Consider the following 14,998-nt stretch of genomic DNA (forward strand, 5'->3'; position numbering starts at 1 on the left):
GGCCTTAGACCAGCCAGGAATTACTATTTAATTTTTCAGGGTCTAGATCGTAAGGGGCATTGACCAGACGAACCAGAGGATCTTCCGTATAAAAATCAATAAGATTGATGGCGCCGTAGTCAATCTGAAGACGGAAGAAATTTTTAAGGGAAGCCCCAAGCGCCCAAAGGATTACCACCCGTAGCAGGCCGCCGTGGGTAAAAAAAACAACGTTTTCACCGGAAAACTTCTCGCATGCCTCTTTAATCACTGAAAGGGCCCTTTCCCTTAAGTCTTTTAAAGTTTCACCTTGAGGAGGTTTTATCTTGCTTGGGTCCTTAAGCCTTTCTTGAAAAGCTGGAATCTTTAAAAGCTCATCGTAAGACTTGCCTGACCAGGCTCCAAAATCAATTTCGCGTAGCTCTTTACGGACAATTAGGGGAAGGTCTTTTTTCTGGGCCAGCAGTTCGGCGGGGTATTTGGCCCGTGAGAGGTCACTTGCGTAAACCGCAGCAAGGGGCAACTTTTCCAGGTTTTTTACAAGTAATTCGCTTTGCCTTATGCCTTCAGGGGCAAGCGGAATATCATGCTGGCTGTAAAGGACCCCTGGGCGGCCGCTAACTTTTCCGTGGCGTATCAAGATAAGCCGTGTAGGCTTCATGAAAAAGCTTCTCCAAGGAAACTCAAGGCCTCTTTAGGCTTAATTTTTTCTTTCACTTCATCAAGCAAGTCTTTGAAGGTCTTGTCCTTTACAGGGTGGCGATAAAGCCTCCCCAAAATAGGCCTGAGGTAATCTTCGTGTTGGGGCGGGATGGCAAAATCCGGTGCTTCGCGATTAGCCAAAAGCTCCGGGGGGATAACGAGTTCTTCAGGGTTTTTACCTTCTTTTTCGAAGAAAAAGAGCAAGAGGTCGATATAATTGCCGTAGAGGCCGGCAAGGTCTATTTCTTCAAGAAGCTGCATAAATACCATGGTAAGAGAAAAAAACTCCGGGGGCACCACGGCCTCACCTTCTTCGCGACAGCGTTTAAGCGAAAAAAAAGTACGACAAGAAAGCGGCCTCATTTCATAAATTTGGCAAAGGCCTTTGGTATCAAGAAAGGGACAGGGCTCAAAGCAAAAGCCTTCATCAAGTGGAGGCTCCTTGCCAGCCATATAAAGGGCAGCCATTTCATTGGGGGTTACCTTCGGGCGCAAACGTTCCTTTCCCTGATAAGGCTTAAGCCTATCCTGCCAGCGCTTTTTTTCTTCTGAAGAAAGCGAGTCTAATAGGTTAAGGGCTTCTATGCCGGTGGCGAGAACATTTACCGTGCAACAATCTGCACACCCTGGCTCACAAACAAAAGAAAATTTACCGGCCTCTTCTTCAAAAACTTCGTAAAGTCCTTTTAAGAGGAGCTTTTTTTCTTCAAGGGCTACGTCTAGTTTAACAGGCATTAAACCGATCACTTAGCGGCCTCCTGGGTGGATTGGTTTGTCTGGGCCTTTTCAAGTTCTTTTAGTTTTTTTTCGAGTTCGCGGATTTTTCGCTGTTTATCAAAAAGCTCTTTACGCCTTTTAATCCTTCCAGGGATGGAGATAAGGAGTACCAGTAACATACCGGCCAATATGGCAATGATTATCAAAACAGCCAGCGAACTTTCAAACTGCCAGACAAGGAACTTTACCGTTACAGGCGCTGCGTTTTGGATGGCAAAAACTGCAATAAAGATTCCCAGGACCGCAGCCAAAATAAGGTAAATTTCCATGGTTAGTCTCCTGTTTGGGCTTCTAAAATTTTGCAAAAGATTCTAATATGAAAAAGCTTTCCTATGAAGGATTTAATTATTTACGAAGATAATCATTTGTTGGTGGTGGAAAAGCCTGGGGGGCTCCTGGTTCAGGGAGACCAAACAGGAGACATGTCTCTTTTTGCCATGGTCAAAAAATACCTGAAAGAAGAATACCAAAAGCCCGGAAACGTCTATCTTGGCCTGGTGCATCGGCTAGACCGGGTGACCTCAGGGGTGGTGGTTTTTGCCAAAACATCAAAGGCTGCTGAGCGGCTTTCCAAGGCCTTTCGCGAAAAGAAAGTCAAAAAGCACTATCTTGCCGTGGTGCATGGTATCCCTCCTGAAAAAGGCGTGTTTCAGGACCGTCTTGCCTGGGACGAAAAAAAGAGGCGAGCCTATGTCTCTTCCAAGGGCAAGGAGGCAAGCCTTGCTTTTCTCAGGCTTCTCAAAAAAGGGAAGAAGTCTCTTTTGTTGGTTCAGCCCCTTACCGGACGCAAACACCAAATACGGGTCCAGCTTGCCGCGCGCAAACATCCCATTGTAGGAGATATCAAGTACGGTTCAAAAGAGCGTGTCTATTTCGGAAGGGCCATTTTGTTGCATGCCTGGCGTATTGTTTTCCCACATCCTACCAGGGATGAAATCATGAAGTTTGAGGCAGGGCTTCCTTTTTATTGGCCCAGGGAGTTTTTACCTCCTCAAGGAATTCCATGGCCAAAAAGCGAGTAATAGCCAGCAATTCTTTCGTTAACACCTGCTATTAGGAGGCTCTAAACCTAATCTTCTGATCCGTAGGCGAAGAACCTGCCCTGAGCTACAGGCGAAGGGATACACTAATCGAACCTTAGATGCTTCGGGCCCAACGGGCCCTCAGCACGACAAGGTGGGGGTGTGGATGCTTTGGTCGCTAACGCTTCTCCAGCATGCAAGTTCATAAGTTGTCATCTTGATCCTAAGTAATGAGGGGCAAGCGAAGGCTTCACAGATAAAATTTTTCGAAATCTTTGCAAAATTGCTACGAGCAGTGTTGCAAGCACAACTACCGGATCCGTTCCCGCTTTTCTCCCGAAAAATGAGAACGGATCCTTGCAAAGGTCTCTTTTCATAAAAATGGCCAGTCCCTAAAAATCAATTGTTATTGACACTGAGTTGCATGAAGGTTAACTTATTTGCGAATCCACCGTGAGGAGGTTGGCCATGCCAGGACTAGACAGAACTGGACCTTTGGGAGAAGGTCCCATGACAGGAAGGGGTTTAGGCAGGTGCACCCCAGAAGGCCGCAGGCTTCTTGAGTCTTTTGGCCCGGGTTTTGGAAGGGGCTTTCGCTGGGGTTTTGGTTGGCGAGGAGGATTTGGTCGTGGCCGCGGTCGTGGATGGGGCCGTGGTTGGGGTAGAGGATGGGAGCGAGGCTGGTGTTGGCGTTTCTTTGGTGGCTTCGGCCCAGGTTGGGGCTTTCGGCGCTGGCTTGCCAGCTTAAGCCCCGAAGAAAAAAAGGCCTTTCTTGAGGAAGAAGCAGCCTTTTACCGGGAACGCTTAAAAGAGATCGAAGAAGAACTTACTAGTGAAGGAAAAGAAGAATAAGCTTTGCGGAAGGCCTGAAGGGCCTTCCGCTTTCTCTCATGTATAGCTTTATAAAGCGCCTTTTAGGACGCGTTGTCCGTCCCAAATTACGTTCCGCTCAGATAGAGATTTCGACTTTTTGCCAACTCAGGTGTTTCATGTGTCCTCATCATCTATTTTTTGATCAGTGGCAACACACACATGGATTTTACCCTTTTTCAAAGGATACCTTTCTCTGCCTTTGATTTTGTTCATTTACAGGGATGGGGAGAACCTTTGCTCCATCCCAAAGTCCTTGATTTTATTTCTTATGCGGCACATTTTACGCGTGTAGGACTTACCACTAACGGGATATTGCTAGAAAAACTCATCCCGTGCCTTGAAAGCCTTGATTATCTTGCCATCTCTGTTGCCAGTGCCAAAGAGGAAAAACACAAGCGTCTTCGAAAGACTAGCCTTAAGGATATTCTTGCCCAGGTAAAGCTCATTGCCCAGAAGTCTTCGCGGCCAAAGCTTGTGTTTGCTACTATTATGCTTACCGACACCATAGAAGAACTCCCGGATTTAGTCCTTCTGGCGCAGGAATGCGGGGTTGATGAGGTAATTGCCAACAATCTTGATTATATTCCTTCCCGTGAGCTCGCCGAAAAAGCCGTTTTTCTCCGGGAAACAAATACTAAATACTCAAAATTCGTCGAAAAGGCCCAAGAGACGGCTCAAAAAACAGGCGTTAAATTGGTAGTCAAAAATTGCAAGCCAGAAGAGGTCCTTGTTTGCGCGGAAAATCCTACCAATTCATGTTTTGTCACGGTAGAGGGAAAAATAAGCCCCTGTGTCTATCTTCACTTACCCACCAAAGAAAGCCATATCCCTCGCTTTTTTAACGGCAATGAACTTTTAGTCCCCAAGGTATATTTTGGTTCCTTAAAGGACGAGCCTTTTGAAAAAATTTGGCATAAAAAGGTTTATCGGGATTTTCGCCTGACTTTTGAACGACGAGAACAGGCGCTTTATCAATCCCTGGTGCTTGAAATCCCGGAATTACCTTCCCCCTGCCGCACCTGCTACAAGGCCTTTGGAGTTTAGGCGAAATACTTTTGTAACAAACGTCTACTCAAGGAAAAAATCTATTCGTCGATAAAAAATTCTAAAGCAGAAAATTCTTAAATTAGGGCAGGAGGGCAGATGCTACACAAGAGTACCATTGCGCCATTAACGCGTATAGAAGGGCATCTTAAGGTAGATGTTGTTCTTGATGGCGGAAGGGTCAAAGACGCTCGCGCAATAGGAGAAACTTATCGGGGAATTGAAAAGATTCTCTGCGGGCGAAGACCACTTGATGCCGTGCGTATTGTGCAACGCCTTTGTGGCGTGTGTCACGAGGCCCATGGCATTGCTGCGGCGAGAGCTCTCGCCCCAATCTATCGGGTGGAGCCACCTCCAAATGCCCGTTACATGTTTGATGCGGTGCTTGGTCTCCATCTCACCTGTGACCACCTGATACACTTTTACCAGATGACACTTCCTGATTACGTGGATTTTTCTCTCGCAAAAGATGCCCCCTTCTTTCTACAGAATGGCTGCTTTCCAGACTCCATAAAATCCAGCCAGGAAGTCAGGCACTACCTTGAAAGCTACTCTCGTTCTCTTGAGATGGTAGCTCGAGGCGGACGGGCCATGGCTGTTTTTACCGGAAAAGTCCCTTTCGGGCACAGTATTTTCCCAGGAGGCTTCACCACCAGGCCTACTGCGGAGGAGATTTTTAGCGCCCGTGAAAATACCGCACTTTTACTCAACTTCGTAAAGGAAGTTTATCTTCCTGACGTAAAAAGGCTCGCCAGAAGTTTTCCAGCTTATTTTTCTGTGGGCAAAGGGCCAGGAAATCTCCTGGCCTTTGGTGGCCTTAAGGCCCTTTCAAAGCCTGTTTTTGCGCCGGGTGTTTATTTAAACGGCCAAAAAGAGCCCTTTGATCCCAAAAACATCTTTGAAGACACAAAATACTCTTACTATCGGGACGATCGTCCCTTTCCCAAAAAAGAAGAAGGCTATTCTTGGGTTAAGGCCCCTCGATACGGTGGAAGACCCATGGAGCTTACGCCCCTTGGGCGCCTCTGGCTTACGCCAGGGCTTAAAGAACGCCTGATAGCAGAATTAAAAGGCCTTGGCCAGCCAGAAGAAGCAGCCTTTTCCGTAATGGGAAGACACCTTGCCCGGGCCCTTGAAGCCGAAGTCCTTTTAAAGCACGCCCTTGCGTGCCTGGAAAGAATAGACCCTGATGCTCCCAATATGGTTGACGTTGATCCAGAGGCTGACATCTCGGGGGAAAACACCGCTTTTTCGCAGGCTGCCCGTGGAGACCTCCTGCACCGTATCAAAGTTTCGCAGGGACGTGTGTCACAATACAACGTGATTACTCCCACCACCTGGAATTTTTCGCCTCGAGATGCTTCAGGGATCCCGGGGCCTGTGGAGCAGGCTTTGATTGGCCTTAAAGTTTCTTCGGATTTACGGGAAGTTGGCCGGGTGGTGCGAAGCTTTGATCCCTGTATGGCTTGCAGTGTGCATTAAGGAGGACGTTATGCCTACCAGAAGAGAATTTTTGCGCTATTGCGCATCTATTTCTATTGGGCTTTTTGGTTCCACAAGATTTACCAGCGCTATTGCCCGGGGTTTTGAACTTTTAAAACAAGGCAAGTTAAGGGTGATATGGCTTTCCGGGCTTGGCTGCAGCGGCGAAAGTATAAGTCTTTTTTTCTCCGAGGATCCCCTGTTTCTTGATTTTTCAAGAGCTTTTCTGGACCTTATGAGCCATCCCCTTCTTTCCACCGCACAGGGCAAGGCCTACGAAGAGATTATTGCAGAAGTGGCAGCTCAGGGAGAGTTTGTGCTTTGCTTTGAAGGCGCTGTGCCTCAAGGGATGCCAGAGGCCTGCCGCGTTGGTGAACGCACCATGAACCAGGTTTTAGAAGAGCTTTTGCCAAGGGCCAAACTACTTATTGCCTGTGGTACATGTGCGGCTTTTGGAGGGGTGTCTGCGGCTTCGCCAGAAACAGGTGCGGTCTCGGTGATAGAATTTGCAGGGAGAAAAGGGCTTTTGAAAGATTACGTGCGCCTTCCCGGCTGCCCGTTGCCTCCCTGGCGTTTTATGGGCACGGTGGCCTATTTTGCCGCCACTGGCAAACTTCCACCCCTTGATGAGAAAAAAAGACCAAAGGCTTATTATGCACGCTATAACCACGAACACTGCCAGTATTTTCGGTTCTTTAATGAGGATAAATACACGCTTAAGCTTTCTGAGCCAGGGAAGTGCCTTTTTCGGTTTGGTTGCCGTGGTCCGCGTACTTATGCGGACTGTCCTCTTCGGCCGTGGAATGGTGGGGCCAGGTGGTGTGTGAACGCCTATACGCCATGTATCGGTTGCGCCCACCCTGGTTTTCCCTGGGACCCGCAAAAGGGTATCTATCAAAATCCAAAACGTTTACAGCCCAAAACAGTGTTCGGGGAGGAGGCGTAAAATGGTTTTAAACCTTAGCATAAAGCAAAGGATACTGGGGTTATTCTTACTAAACGCCGCGGTATTCCTGGCTATTTACTGGGTAGCCAACCAAAAAATTGCAGCCCTTTACGAAAGCGGCATGACGCAAATGGTAAAAGAAATGACATATATGAGCACGGTGGGTGCGGTGGATGCCTTGCGTAAAGGCAATATGGAAACTTTTGCCCATATTCTTAAGGAAGTCGCCAAAGATAAAGATATCCATGAATTTTCGCTACTTTCTCCTGAAGGGAAAGTCCTTTATTCATCAAAAGAAGAAAACCTTGGCAAGGTATATACCCCTTCTCAATTAGCCAGTCTTGAAAGCAAATATTTTGTGAAAGTTATTCCAGTTAAGACCACGGCATATTGCACGGTATGCCATCCAGGATGGAAGGAAGGAGAAATAAATTCAAAGTTTCTCCTCTCTTACGATAAAGGCACACTTTATGCCGCTCGATCCCTTAAAGAAAAAGGCCTCTTTGTGGCTGTCTTGGTCTTTGTCGTTACCTTTGTGATTTCTTCACTGGTTTTTATTTTTTCGGTGGATAGACCCCTTCTTCGATTTCGCAAAGGGGTAGAAGCCATCTCTTCTGGCAATCTCTCTCATCGTTTTCACGAAAAGGGCCAGGACGAAATAAGCCAGATGGGGCGCTACTTGAATCGTTTGGTAAAAGACTTAGCGAATCTTTTGAAAAACATGACTTCTTCAGGGCAGGAAGTGGCCTTACGCACCCAAGAAGTGGTAGATAAGACAGCTTTTATCGTAGAAACTGCTGCTATACAGGAAGAAAAAGCGCTCAAAGCCAAAGAAATGGCTAAAGATATTGGCCAAGTGGTCAATACCTCACAAGAAGTAGAAGGCGCGGTATCCCGGGTGGTAGAGACCGTGGAACAGGGCAAAGAAGTCATTCATCGGGTAGAAAAGGGTATTTCGAATCTTTCCGGGGCAGTGGAAAATGTTTCCCAGAATCTTGAAAAACTTGCTGGTTTTTCCGGCGAAATTTCCCGTATTCTTGCCATGATCCAGGACATCACCGACAAAACCAATTTACTTGCTTTAAATGCCACCATAGAGGCCGTACGTGCAGGAGAAGCCGGCAAGGGTTTTGTGGTGGTGGCCAATGAAGTAAAAGAACTTGCCCGGAATACCCGTAAAGCTACAGAAGAAATAGACAAAATCCTTTCGTCTATAAGTGGTGAGGTAGATACTGCGGTTTCCACCATGGAAGAAAGCGTTAAAGAGGCAGAAACCGGTCGCAAACTAGCCTCTGAAATCGAAGAGTTCTTTTACAGGTTGGCGGAAGAGGTTCGTTTTATTGACGAAGCTGTCCGCCGTATGGGTGAGTTAAGCCGTGAGGTGGGAAGTTTTGCCCAAAAAGACCTGGACGAAATTTATGTCGCTGCCCAGGAGAATAAAAAAGTCGTGGCAAGCCTTGAGGAAATCGCTGCCTCTTTAGAAGTAGCTGTGGCACGTCTTTCTCAGCTGGTAAAAGAAAGCGAGAAATTGAGAGGCTGATTTTTCTATCGAGCCTTGTGTGGATCCGTTCCTATTTTTCGGTCAGAAAAATGGGAACGGACCCCCTCTGGGAAATTTGAAAAGATTTCTTGCCATTTTTTCGAGAATTCTGGACATCTAAGGTTTTTCCCCTTGACAACCGCTTTCAGGCGCATTTTTTTAGCCAAAGGAGGTGCTTATGTGCCAGGCAAAGATCTTTCTCCTGGAAAACGGCCAGGAAAAAGAAATAATGAAAGACGTGGTAGAAATCGACATCAAGGAAGACGAAATTGTGTTAAAGTCTTTTTTTGCAGAACCAAAAACAATCAAAGGCGAAATTGTTTCCATTGATTTCTTGAAAAGCAAAGTCACCATAAAACCAAAAGGCGGAAGCCCAAATGAGCGAAACAGAGCAGAAACTTCAAAAGCTACTACCTGCATGGGATGAGGCCTTAGCGAAACAGGCCTCAGAAATGGAAAGCTTAGCTGAGCGTTTAAAAGAAGAAGGGAAACCCAAACTTGCTGCCAAACTAAAAGAAGCGTCCCTTCTCGTAGGGAGTGCCAGGCTAAAAATAGCTGAGGCCAAAGTTATCGAAGAATCCGGTTCTTTGGCCGAAGAGTTGGCTTTATGTGCGGTGTGTGCTTGGCGTGAAACTTGTCAAAAACGCTTTACCAGGGACACAGGAAGCCCCTTTCGCTGTCCAGACTTCACCAGAGACGTTACGCTTAAGTCATGATAGCCAAAATCATCGCCCAAGAATTAAAAAAGATAGCCAAAGAGGCCCAGGATGCCGGGGTATTGCCCGAAGGGATAAAGCTGCGCTTTCAGGTTGAACCCCCAAAAATAGAAGCCCATGGCGATTATGCCACTAACATCGCCTTGAGCCTTGCAGGGCAAGCTAAACGCAACCCTCGTGAGCTTGCCTCCTGGTTTGTAGAAAGGCTTTCCCCTAAAAAAGATCTCTTTGCCAAGATAGAAGTCGCAGGCCCTGGTTTCATTAACTTTTTTATTGCCCCGGAATACTGGCAACAGGTTCCCAAGGTTATCGAAAAACACGGTGAAAACTATGGCCGGGTGCCCTTGGGGGAAGGGCGCAAAATTCAGGTTGAGTTTGTCTCTGCAAACCCTACGGGGCCTTTACACATTGGCCACGGCCGGGGAGCTGCGGTGGGGGATACTTTGAGCCGTATCCTTTCCTTTGCGGGGTTTCAAGTGGTCAAGGAATACTACATAAACGACGTTGGTCGTCAAATGCAGATCCTTGGCCGCTCAGTTTATTTGCGGGCCAAAGAAATAAGTGGCGAAAAGATCGAATTCCCTGAAGATCACTACCGGGGAGAGTACATAAAAGACATTGCCCGCAAACTCCTTGAAAAAGAACCAGGCCTTTTAAATCTTCCTGAAGAAAAGGCAATTTCTCTTGCCAGAGAATTTGCAGTCAGGGAAATCCTTAATGGAATCAAAAAAGACCTCGAAGACTTTGGCGTTCGTTACGACGAGTGGTTTTCAGAAAAAACTCTTTACGATTCAAGCCAGGTTGATAAGGCCCTTAAACTTCTTAAAGAAAAAGGGCTCCTTTATGAAAAAGAAGGGGCTGTGTGGTTTAAGGCTTCTGAGTTCGGGGATGAAAAAGACCGCGTGGTAATAAGGGCTACAGGAGAGCCTACCTACTTTGCCTCAGATATCGCCTATCACTTTAACAAGTTTTTTACCCGTGGTTTTGATGAAGTGGTTGATATTTGGGGCGCTGATCACCACGGCTATATTCCAAGGCTCAAAGCTGTTATCAAGGCCTTTGGCCTTGATGAAAACCGCCTAAAGGTCATTCTCATCCAGATGGTAAACCTTTTAGAAGGCGGCAAGCTTAAGAGCATGTCTACCAGGGCCGGGGAGTTCGTAACCCTGCGGGAGTTAATAGACGAAGTGGGAAAAGACGCCACCAGGTTTATTTTTCTTACCAGACGCGCTGATAGCCCCCTTGATTTTGATGTAGAGCTTGCCAAAAAACAGAGTCGGGAAAATCCGGTCTATTACGTGCAATATGCCCATGCGCGCCTGGCAAGCCTTTTCCGCAAGGCCCATGAAGAAAATATAACTCCGCCTAAACCTGAAGACGCAGAGCTTTCCCTGCTTAAAGAACCCGAAGATTTTACGCTTCTTAAGCTACTTGATTATTTCCCTGATACCATCGAAGCCGCGGCGGCAAAGTTTGAGCCCCATCTTCTTACCTTTTATTTGCTTGACCTGGCTACCGCCCTTCACGATTACTACACTAAGCACCGCTTTTTAAGTGAAGATTTAGCGCTTTCCAAAGCGCGGCTGGTGCTTGCTAAAGGGGTAAAACAGGTTATAAAAACAGGCCTTAATTTGCTTGGAGTCTCAGCTCCGGAGAAAATGTAATGGCTAAAAAAACTAAGACAAAACGCTTCCAGTTTCAGCTTGGTTGGCCCGGGCTTATTTTTACTTTCGGGCTCCTGATATGCCTTTTTCTCTGGATGTTTGTGCTGGGGTTTTACTTTGGCCAAAAAATGATGGGAAGCCGTATTGCTTCGATGGAATCTCCGGTTAGCCAAAAAGCCCTTTCTGAGAAAAAAATAGAGCCACCTCCGGTTTACGAAGAGGTAAAACCACCTCCACTGGTAAAAGAGCTGGCCCCTGAAAAAACACCGAAAGAGACTCTTCCCGAACAGGAAGAAGAAACTAAGCCAGAAGAAAAAACTGCTAAAGTAGAAACTAGTCCCCTGGCAACTAAGCCTGCTCCTAAAAAACAGCTAACCAAAACAGCTACCAAAAAAGAAAGACCTCAAGATTCCAAAAAGCCCAAGCAACCTGAAACCTTTTATGCGGTTCAGGTTGCTTCGCTTCGCAGCGAAAAAGACGCAGAAAAATATGCGCGCTACCTAAGAGACCGAGGCTATGATGCTTTGGTTAAAAGGGTTACTCTCCCGCAGAAGGGGACCTGGTATCGAGTTTACGTAGGCAGATTCAAGAGCCTTGCAGAAGCGCGCGCTTTTGGAGAAAAATTAAAAGCGCGCGAGAAACTAAAGGCCTTTTACATCCAGAAGATAACCGTTCCATGATTCGCAAAGCAAGAATTCACGACGCAAGAGACATCCACCGCTTGATTACCCACTTTGCCAAGACAGGTCGGGTAATCCCCCGCCCTCTTGCAGAAATCTATGAAAACATCAGGGAGTTTTTTGTCTTTGCCCCTGAGGGGAAAGATCTCATTGCAGGGGCTTGTGCCTTGCATATTTGCTGGGAAGACCTGGCAGAGATTCGTTCTTTGGTAGTAAGCGAAGAATATCAAGGCGAAGGAGTAGGAGTCAGGTTGGTAGAAGCCTGTCTTGAAGAAGCCAAAAAGCTTGGGATCCCGAAAGTCTTCGTACTTACCAACGTCCCTGAATTTTTTCACAAGCTTGGTTTTGAGGATATTGAAAAGAGCGAGCTTCCCCATAAAGTCTGGGCAGATTGTGTTAAATGCCCTAAGTTTCCAGAATGCGACGAAGAGGCGCTTGTCATTCAGGTGAACGGAAAAGACTAACCGAAAAGCCTTTTGCGTACGCGCAAGAAGAGATACCCACCTTCAAAAAACAAACATACTGACAAAAAGGCAAGCACTTCCGGGACTATTTTTCCCGAGATAAGCCCTGGTAGCGTAAGGACAAGATACCCCCAGGAAGCTTTTTCAGCGTCTTTTTCCGGGTAAAGGGTGAGGAATCCTTCGCGTACGAAAAGAAGTGTGATGATGATAGGGATAAGCGGCCAATATGCGCCTGCTTTGGGCGCAAGAGCCAACACCAATATTGGCAAAAATAGGCTTGGAAGGATGGTTATAATAGCACTTCTTGAGAGCTTGGGAGCTGCGGCTTTAAGATAATCAAAGCCAGAAAACCACGTAATAAAAAGCGCTGCCATGCCTAGCAACAGGACCAAATGGCTGATGCCCAAGTACGCCAAAAAGGGAAGAGAAAAGGCCATTCCTAGCACAAAGACCAGACGTAAGCCCCTTAGGCGCGAAAAATAGGCCCCTAAAAGTAGAAGGGCACTAGAGGTCAAAAGAAACCAGAAGGCATAGGCAGGAAAGGTAGTAACTGCCACTACCAATGCAGCTACAAACATCTGAATGGTAGTCTTAATTTTGCCAAGCCAGCTTACCGGAAGCGCTCCGGAAACTTTACGCCGCAGGGAAGAGAGCAAAATTTCCCTAATGATTATGCCCCCTACCAACCAAAGTGGGAGATAGCCAAGGTGAGCAAGAAAAATGTAGAGGGTCACGATGAAGATTTTGTCTGCAATGGGGTCCAGGAAGGCCCCAAGGGAAGTGGTTCCGTGGCGGCGGGCAAGCTTTCCGTCAAGGTAGTCAGTAAGCCCCAAGAAAGAACCTATCCCCAGAGCCGCGATTTTGGCTTCCGGCCCTCCATAGAGAAGCAAACAAGGCACAGGCAAAAGGAGTATGCGCAAAAAAGTAAGGTGATTAGCAGTAATTCTCATTCAATGGCTTTTAGCTTTTCCCATTTTTCCTGGCATTCTCGGCAGCGTGCCGCCCATGGCATTATCTCTAAACGTTTGATGCGAAGCCATTTGCCACAGTCCACACAGCGGCCATACTCCCCTAGCTCAATGCGCAAAAGGGCCTGGTCTATCTCCTCAAGCTCACGTATTTTGGGCTCAAGCAACCCCAAAAGGGTTTCTTCCTGTAAGTTGAGCAAAGCAAGGTCCTCTTCTTCTTTAACCGTACGTATTAAGTCTTGATATTCTTCTGCTGCTTCTCTTTCCAGAGTTTCTATCACTTCCCGCCAGAGTTCTTTTTTGCGCTTGAGCAATTTTTCTTTAAAGTATTCGATTTCGTCTTCGGTAAGGGGACGTCTTTCGGGCTTACCCATGAAATCCTCCTAACGTTGCCAGTAAACACGCACTAGTTTGTTGCCTTCTGACCACTTGAAGGTTAGGTCGCCTTTGTAAGCGCGATAAACAGCGCGTCCTAAGCGTTGGGCCAAATTTTCGGTAGTGGTTTCAATAACGGTTCTTCCGTCTTCTTCGTACATGGAGATAATTTGCTGCAAGGGGTTATTTTTACGGGCCCTTTCGTATTCGTTGTTTATTACCCTCAGGATCTCATCGCGATGTTTATTAAAGAATTCACCAGAAAGATAGAGATACCCCATGGGATAACGGTCAACGGCTTTGCGGCAACCAGGGCACAAATATTTTGGCACAAGGTCACTGTCTTTGAACTCTTGGTAAAATTCTTCGTCAATTAGCCAGCGTTTATCACGAAAAACGGCGTGACAGCGCGGACATATGGCTTCTCCCGAAGGATATTTCTTAGGGAGATAGGGATCATCAGTGGTTTGAAATTCCTGGGTCTCTGTGATCCATTTTTTACCTTTTCTGCTCATAGAGACCTCCTCGTTAATGTAGTTTGCGGCGGCGTCCAAAACGACTTGCCAGGCGATTTAATAGTTCTGCAATGGTTTCTGCATAAAGTGGGCCGCCTTTTTCAATGGTTTCTTCCCTTTTAAAGCCCGGCATAATCAAAAGCCTTTTGTTCCTCCCAGGACAAAAGATAAGCAGTTTTTCTGCCTCTGGTAAGGTGGTTTCTTCATCTAGTTGGGCCTGAAAAATAAGCAGAGGTTTGCGCCATTTTTTTAAATTTTCAAGGATTTTGAAAGGGTCGCTTTCAGTATTTAAGTTTCTCTTGGCAAGCCACATTTTTCCATCAATGATAGGGCTATCAAGGATAAGGGCAGTTATTTCATGAGGGATCTCAGCCGCAAGGTAAAGGGCAACCCCTGCTCCTAAAGACCTTCCCAGAAGAGAAACAGGGCCTTTTCGTCCTCGCTTTGCAAGGGCCTCCCTAAGTGCAAAAAAGGCCTCTTTGGCGTCTGAAAAAATGTTTTCAAAAGAGACTTCTCCGCTACATCCATGAGCCCCACGGTAGCCAATAAGTACCAAAGAGATATCGTGAGCTAAGATATTCGCGGCAAAGTCGTGATAATGGTCTAGCGCGTCATTTTCCGCTACAAAGAAAAAGAGAATCGGAGATTTTTCTGAGCCTAAAAACAAACGCGCAGGTAAAGAACCTCCTTGCAAGGGGATAACCACGTCTTCTGCTCCCTGAGGGGGAGATTCCAAGGGGGTTTTTGGAATTAAATCTGTTAAATTGGTCTGTCTTTCCATTCTTCTTCCAGGCGTTCTAATTCTTCTTCTCTTTGACGTACTTGTTCTTCCCAGGCTTTACGCCGCTCAAAAAGGGCGACTTCTGCGGCTATTAAGCGCTCACGAAAGCTAGGATGTGAGAGATAACTAAGGGCAGCCTCCAAGAACCTTTCCTTAAGCTGGGAAAAGATGGCTTCTTTTTCCCTTTCGTCGATAAAGGTGCGTTCTTTACGGTAACGATAATACACCTTACCTTCTTCTTCGTCCAAAAAAACTTCGTAGAGCTCCCTGCGTGAGAAAGCTTGAGGGGGTGCTTCGACTACTATTTGAGCAAGCATACCAATCAACCAGCGATCTCCTGCCAGACGGCGGGAATAATCCCAAATTTCAAGCACTAACCCATTGGAAAGAGAAATTTTTTCAACCAGTTTGCCAGGCCAACGGGGCTCGTGTTTTTTAGAAGGTGGAAACCATTCGTACGGCACAATCTC

Annotated in this window: 19 protein-coding genes; 11 read left to right on the plus strand and 8 right to left on the minus strand. The window is 46.7% G+C overall.

What is annotated here, in order from left to right; genetic code table 11:
* Positions 1–4: 4 nt before the first annotated feature.
* Genes H528_RS0103100 through H528_RS12440 form a run of 3 tightly spaced genes read right to left on the minus strand, consistent with a single transcriptional unit; the run spans position 5 to position 1,727 of the window.
* The gene (locus H528_RS0103100; RefSeq protein ID WP_022852887.1) at positions 5–640 is read right to left on the minus strand and encodes a histidine phosphatase family protein; all 636 of its coding nucleotides are present in this window, start codon (positions 638–640) and stop codon (positions 5–7) included.
* The gene (locus tag H528_RS0103105) at positions 637–1,428 is read right to left on the minus strand and encodes a YkgJ family cysteine cluster protein (protein WP_022852888.1); all 792 of its coding nucleotides are present in this window, start codon (positions 1,426–1,428) and stop codon (positions 637–639) included. Before H528_RS0103105 ends, H528_RS0103100 begins: the two co-directional genes overlap by 4 nt.
* A complete protein-coding gene (locus H528_RS12440; RefSeq protein ID WP_022852889.1) occupies positions 1,425–1,727 on the minus strand; it encodes a LapA family protein in 303 nt (100 codons plus the stop codon). Before H528_RS12440 ends, H528_RS0103105 begins: the two co-directional genes overlap by 4 nt.
* 63 nt (positions 1,728–1,790) lie before the next feature.
* On the opposite strand from H528_RS12440, the gene H528_RS12445 reads away from it, so the two are divergent.
* From H528_RS12445 to H528_RS0103170, 11 genes are all read left to right on the plus strand, one after another.
* The gene (locus tag H528_RS12445) at positions 1,791–2,480 is read left to right on the plus strand and encodes an RluA family pseudouridine synthase (protein WP_022852890.1); all 690 of its coding nucleotides are present in this window, start codon (positions 1,791–1,793) and stop codon (positions 2,478–2,480) included.
* Between the two features lie 468 nt (positions 2,481–2,948).
* Positions 2,949–3,332, plus strand: coding sequence for a DUF5320 domain-containing protein (locus tag H528_RS14430; RefSeq protein ID WP_022852891.1), 384 nt, complete (start codon positions 2,949–2,951; stop codon positions 3,330–3,332).
* 180 nt (positions 3,333–3,512) lie between these two features.
* Positions 3,513–4,397: an SPASM domain-containing protein gene (locus tag H528_RS13785; protein ID WP_051132474.1), complete on the plus strand. Its 885-nt coding sequence runs from the start codon at positions 3,513–3,515 to the stop codon at positions 4,395–4,397.
* Between the two features lie 99 nt (positions 4,398–4,496).
* The gene (locus H528_RS13945) at positions 4,497–5,879 is read left to right on the plus strand and encodes a nickel-dependent hydrogenase large subunit (protein ID WP_022852892.1); all 1,383 of its coding nucleotides are present in this window, start codon (positions 4,497–4,499) and stop codon (positions 5,877–5,879) included.
* Between the two features lie 10 nt (positions 5,880–5,889).
* Entirely contained in the window at positions 5,890–6,825 is a 936-nt protein-coding gene (locus H528_RS12465) for a hydrogenase small subunit (protein ID WP_022852893.1), read from the plus strand.
* A 1-nt stretch (position 6,826) separates the two neighbouring features.
* The gene (locus H528_RS0103140) at positions 6,827–8,365 is read left to right on the plus strand and encodes a methyl-accepting chemotaxis protein (protein WP_022852894.1); all 1,539 of its coding nucleotides are present in this window, start codon (positions 6,827–6,829) and stop codon (positions 8,363–8,365) included.
* Positions 8,366–8,543: 178 nt separating this feature from the next.
* Positions 8,544–8,792, plus strand: a complete 249-nt coding sequence (locus H528_RS0103150) for a CooT family nickel-binding protein (RefSeq protein WP_022852895.1) — start codon at positions 8,544–8,546, stop codon at positions 8,790–8,792.
* Positions 8,743–9,081 (plus strand): hypothetical protein, encoded by a 339-nt coding sequence (locus H528_RS12470; protein WP_157608086.1) that lies wholly within the window; start codon positions 8,743–8,745, stop codon positions 9,079–9,081. Before H528_RS0103150 ends, H528_RS12470 begins: the two co-directional genes overlap by 50 nt.
* Entirely contained in the window at positions 9,078–10,745 is a 1,668-nt protein-coding gene (argS, locus tag H528_RS0103160) for an arginine--tRNA ligase (protein WP_022852897.1), read from the plus strand. The genes H528_RS12470 and argS overlap by 4 nt, the downstream gene beginning before the upstream one ends.
* Positions 10,745–11,425 (plus strand): SPOR domain-containing protein, encoded by a 681-nt coding sequence (locus H528_RS0103165; protein WP_022852898.1) that lies wholly within the window; start codon positions 10,745–10,747, stop codon positions 11,423–11,425. The genes argS and H528_RS0103165 overlap by 1 nt, the downstream gene beginning before the upstream one ends.
* Positions 11,422–11,889, plus strand: coding sequence for an N-acetyltransferase (locus H528_RS0103170; RefSeq protein ID WP_022852899.1), 468 nt, complete (start codon positions 11,422–11,424; stop codon positions 11,887–11,889). The genes H528_RS0103165 and H528_RS0103170 overlap by 4 nt, the downstream gene beginning before the upstream one ends.
* Here H528_RS0103170 and H528_RS13950 read toward each other — a convergent pair.
* Genes H528_RS13950 through H528_RS0103195 form a run of 5 tightly spaced genes read right to left on the minus strand, consistent with a single transcriptional unit; the run spans position 11,886 to position 14,992 of the window.
* Positions 11,886–12,839 (minus strand): CDP-alcohol phosphatidyltransferase family protein, encoded by a 954-nt coding sequence (locus tag H528_RS13950; protein ID WP_022852900.1) that lies wholly within the window; start codon positions 12,837–12,839, stop codon positions 11,886–11,888. The two genes, H528_RS0103170 and H528_RS13950, sit on opposite strands and share 4 nt — an antisense overlap.
* Positions 12,836–13,231 carry a TraR/DksA family transcriptional regulator gene (locus H528_RS0103180; RefSeq protein WP_022852901.1) on the minus strand — a complete coding sequence of 132 codons (396 nt, stop codon included), beginning with the start codon at positions 13,229–13,231 and terminating at the stop codon, positions 12,836–12,838. The genes H528_RS13950 and H528_RS0103180 overlap by 4 nt, the downstream gene beginning before the upstream one ends.
* Before the next feature lie 9 nt (positions 13,232–13,240).
* Entirely contained in the window at positions 13,241–13,747 is a 507-nt protein-coding gene (locus tag H528_RS0103185) for a BCAM0308 family protein (protein WP_022852902.1), read from the minus strand.
* A gap of 13 nt (positions 13,748–13,760) precedes the next feature.
* Entirely contained in the window at positions 13,761–14,528 is a 768-nt protein-coding gene (locus tag H528_RS0103190; protein WP_022852903.1) for an alpha/beta hydrolase, read from the minus strand.
* Positions 14,507–14,992 (minus strand): hypothetical protein, encoded by a 486-nt coding sequence (locus H528_RS0103195; RefSeq protein ID WP_022852904.1) that lies wholly within the window; start codon positions 14,990–14,992, stop codon positions 14,507–14,509. The genes H528_RS0103190 and H528_RS0103195 overlap by 22 nt, the downstream gene beginning before the upstream one ends.
* Positions 14,993–14,998 lie beyond the last annotated feature (6 nt).

Origin of the sequence: Thermodesulfatator atlanticus DSM 21156 (genome assembly GCF_000421585.1) — a bacterium.
In the GTDB taxonomy this organism is placed as follows: domain Bacteria; phylum Desulfobacterota; class Thermodesulfobacteria; order Thermodesulfobacteriales; family Thermodesulfatatoraceae; genus Thermodesulfatator; species Thermodesulfatator atlanticus.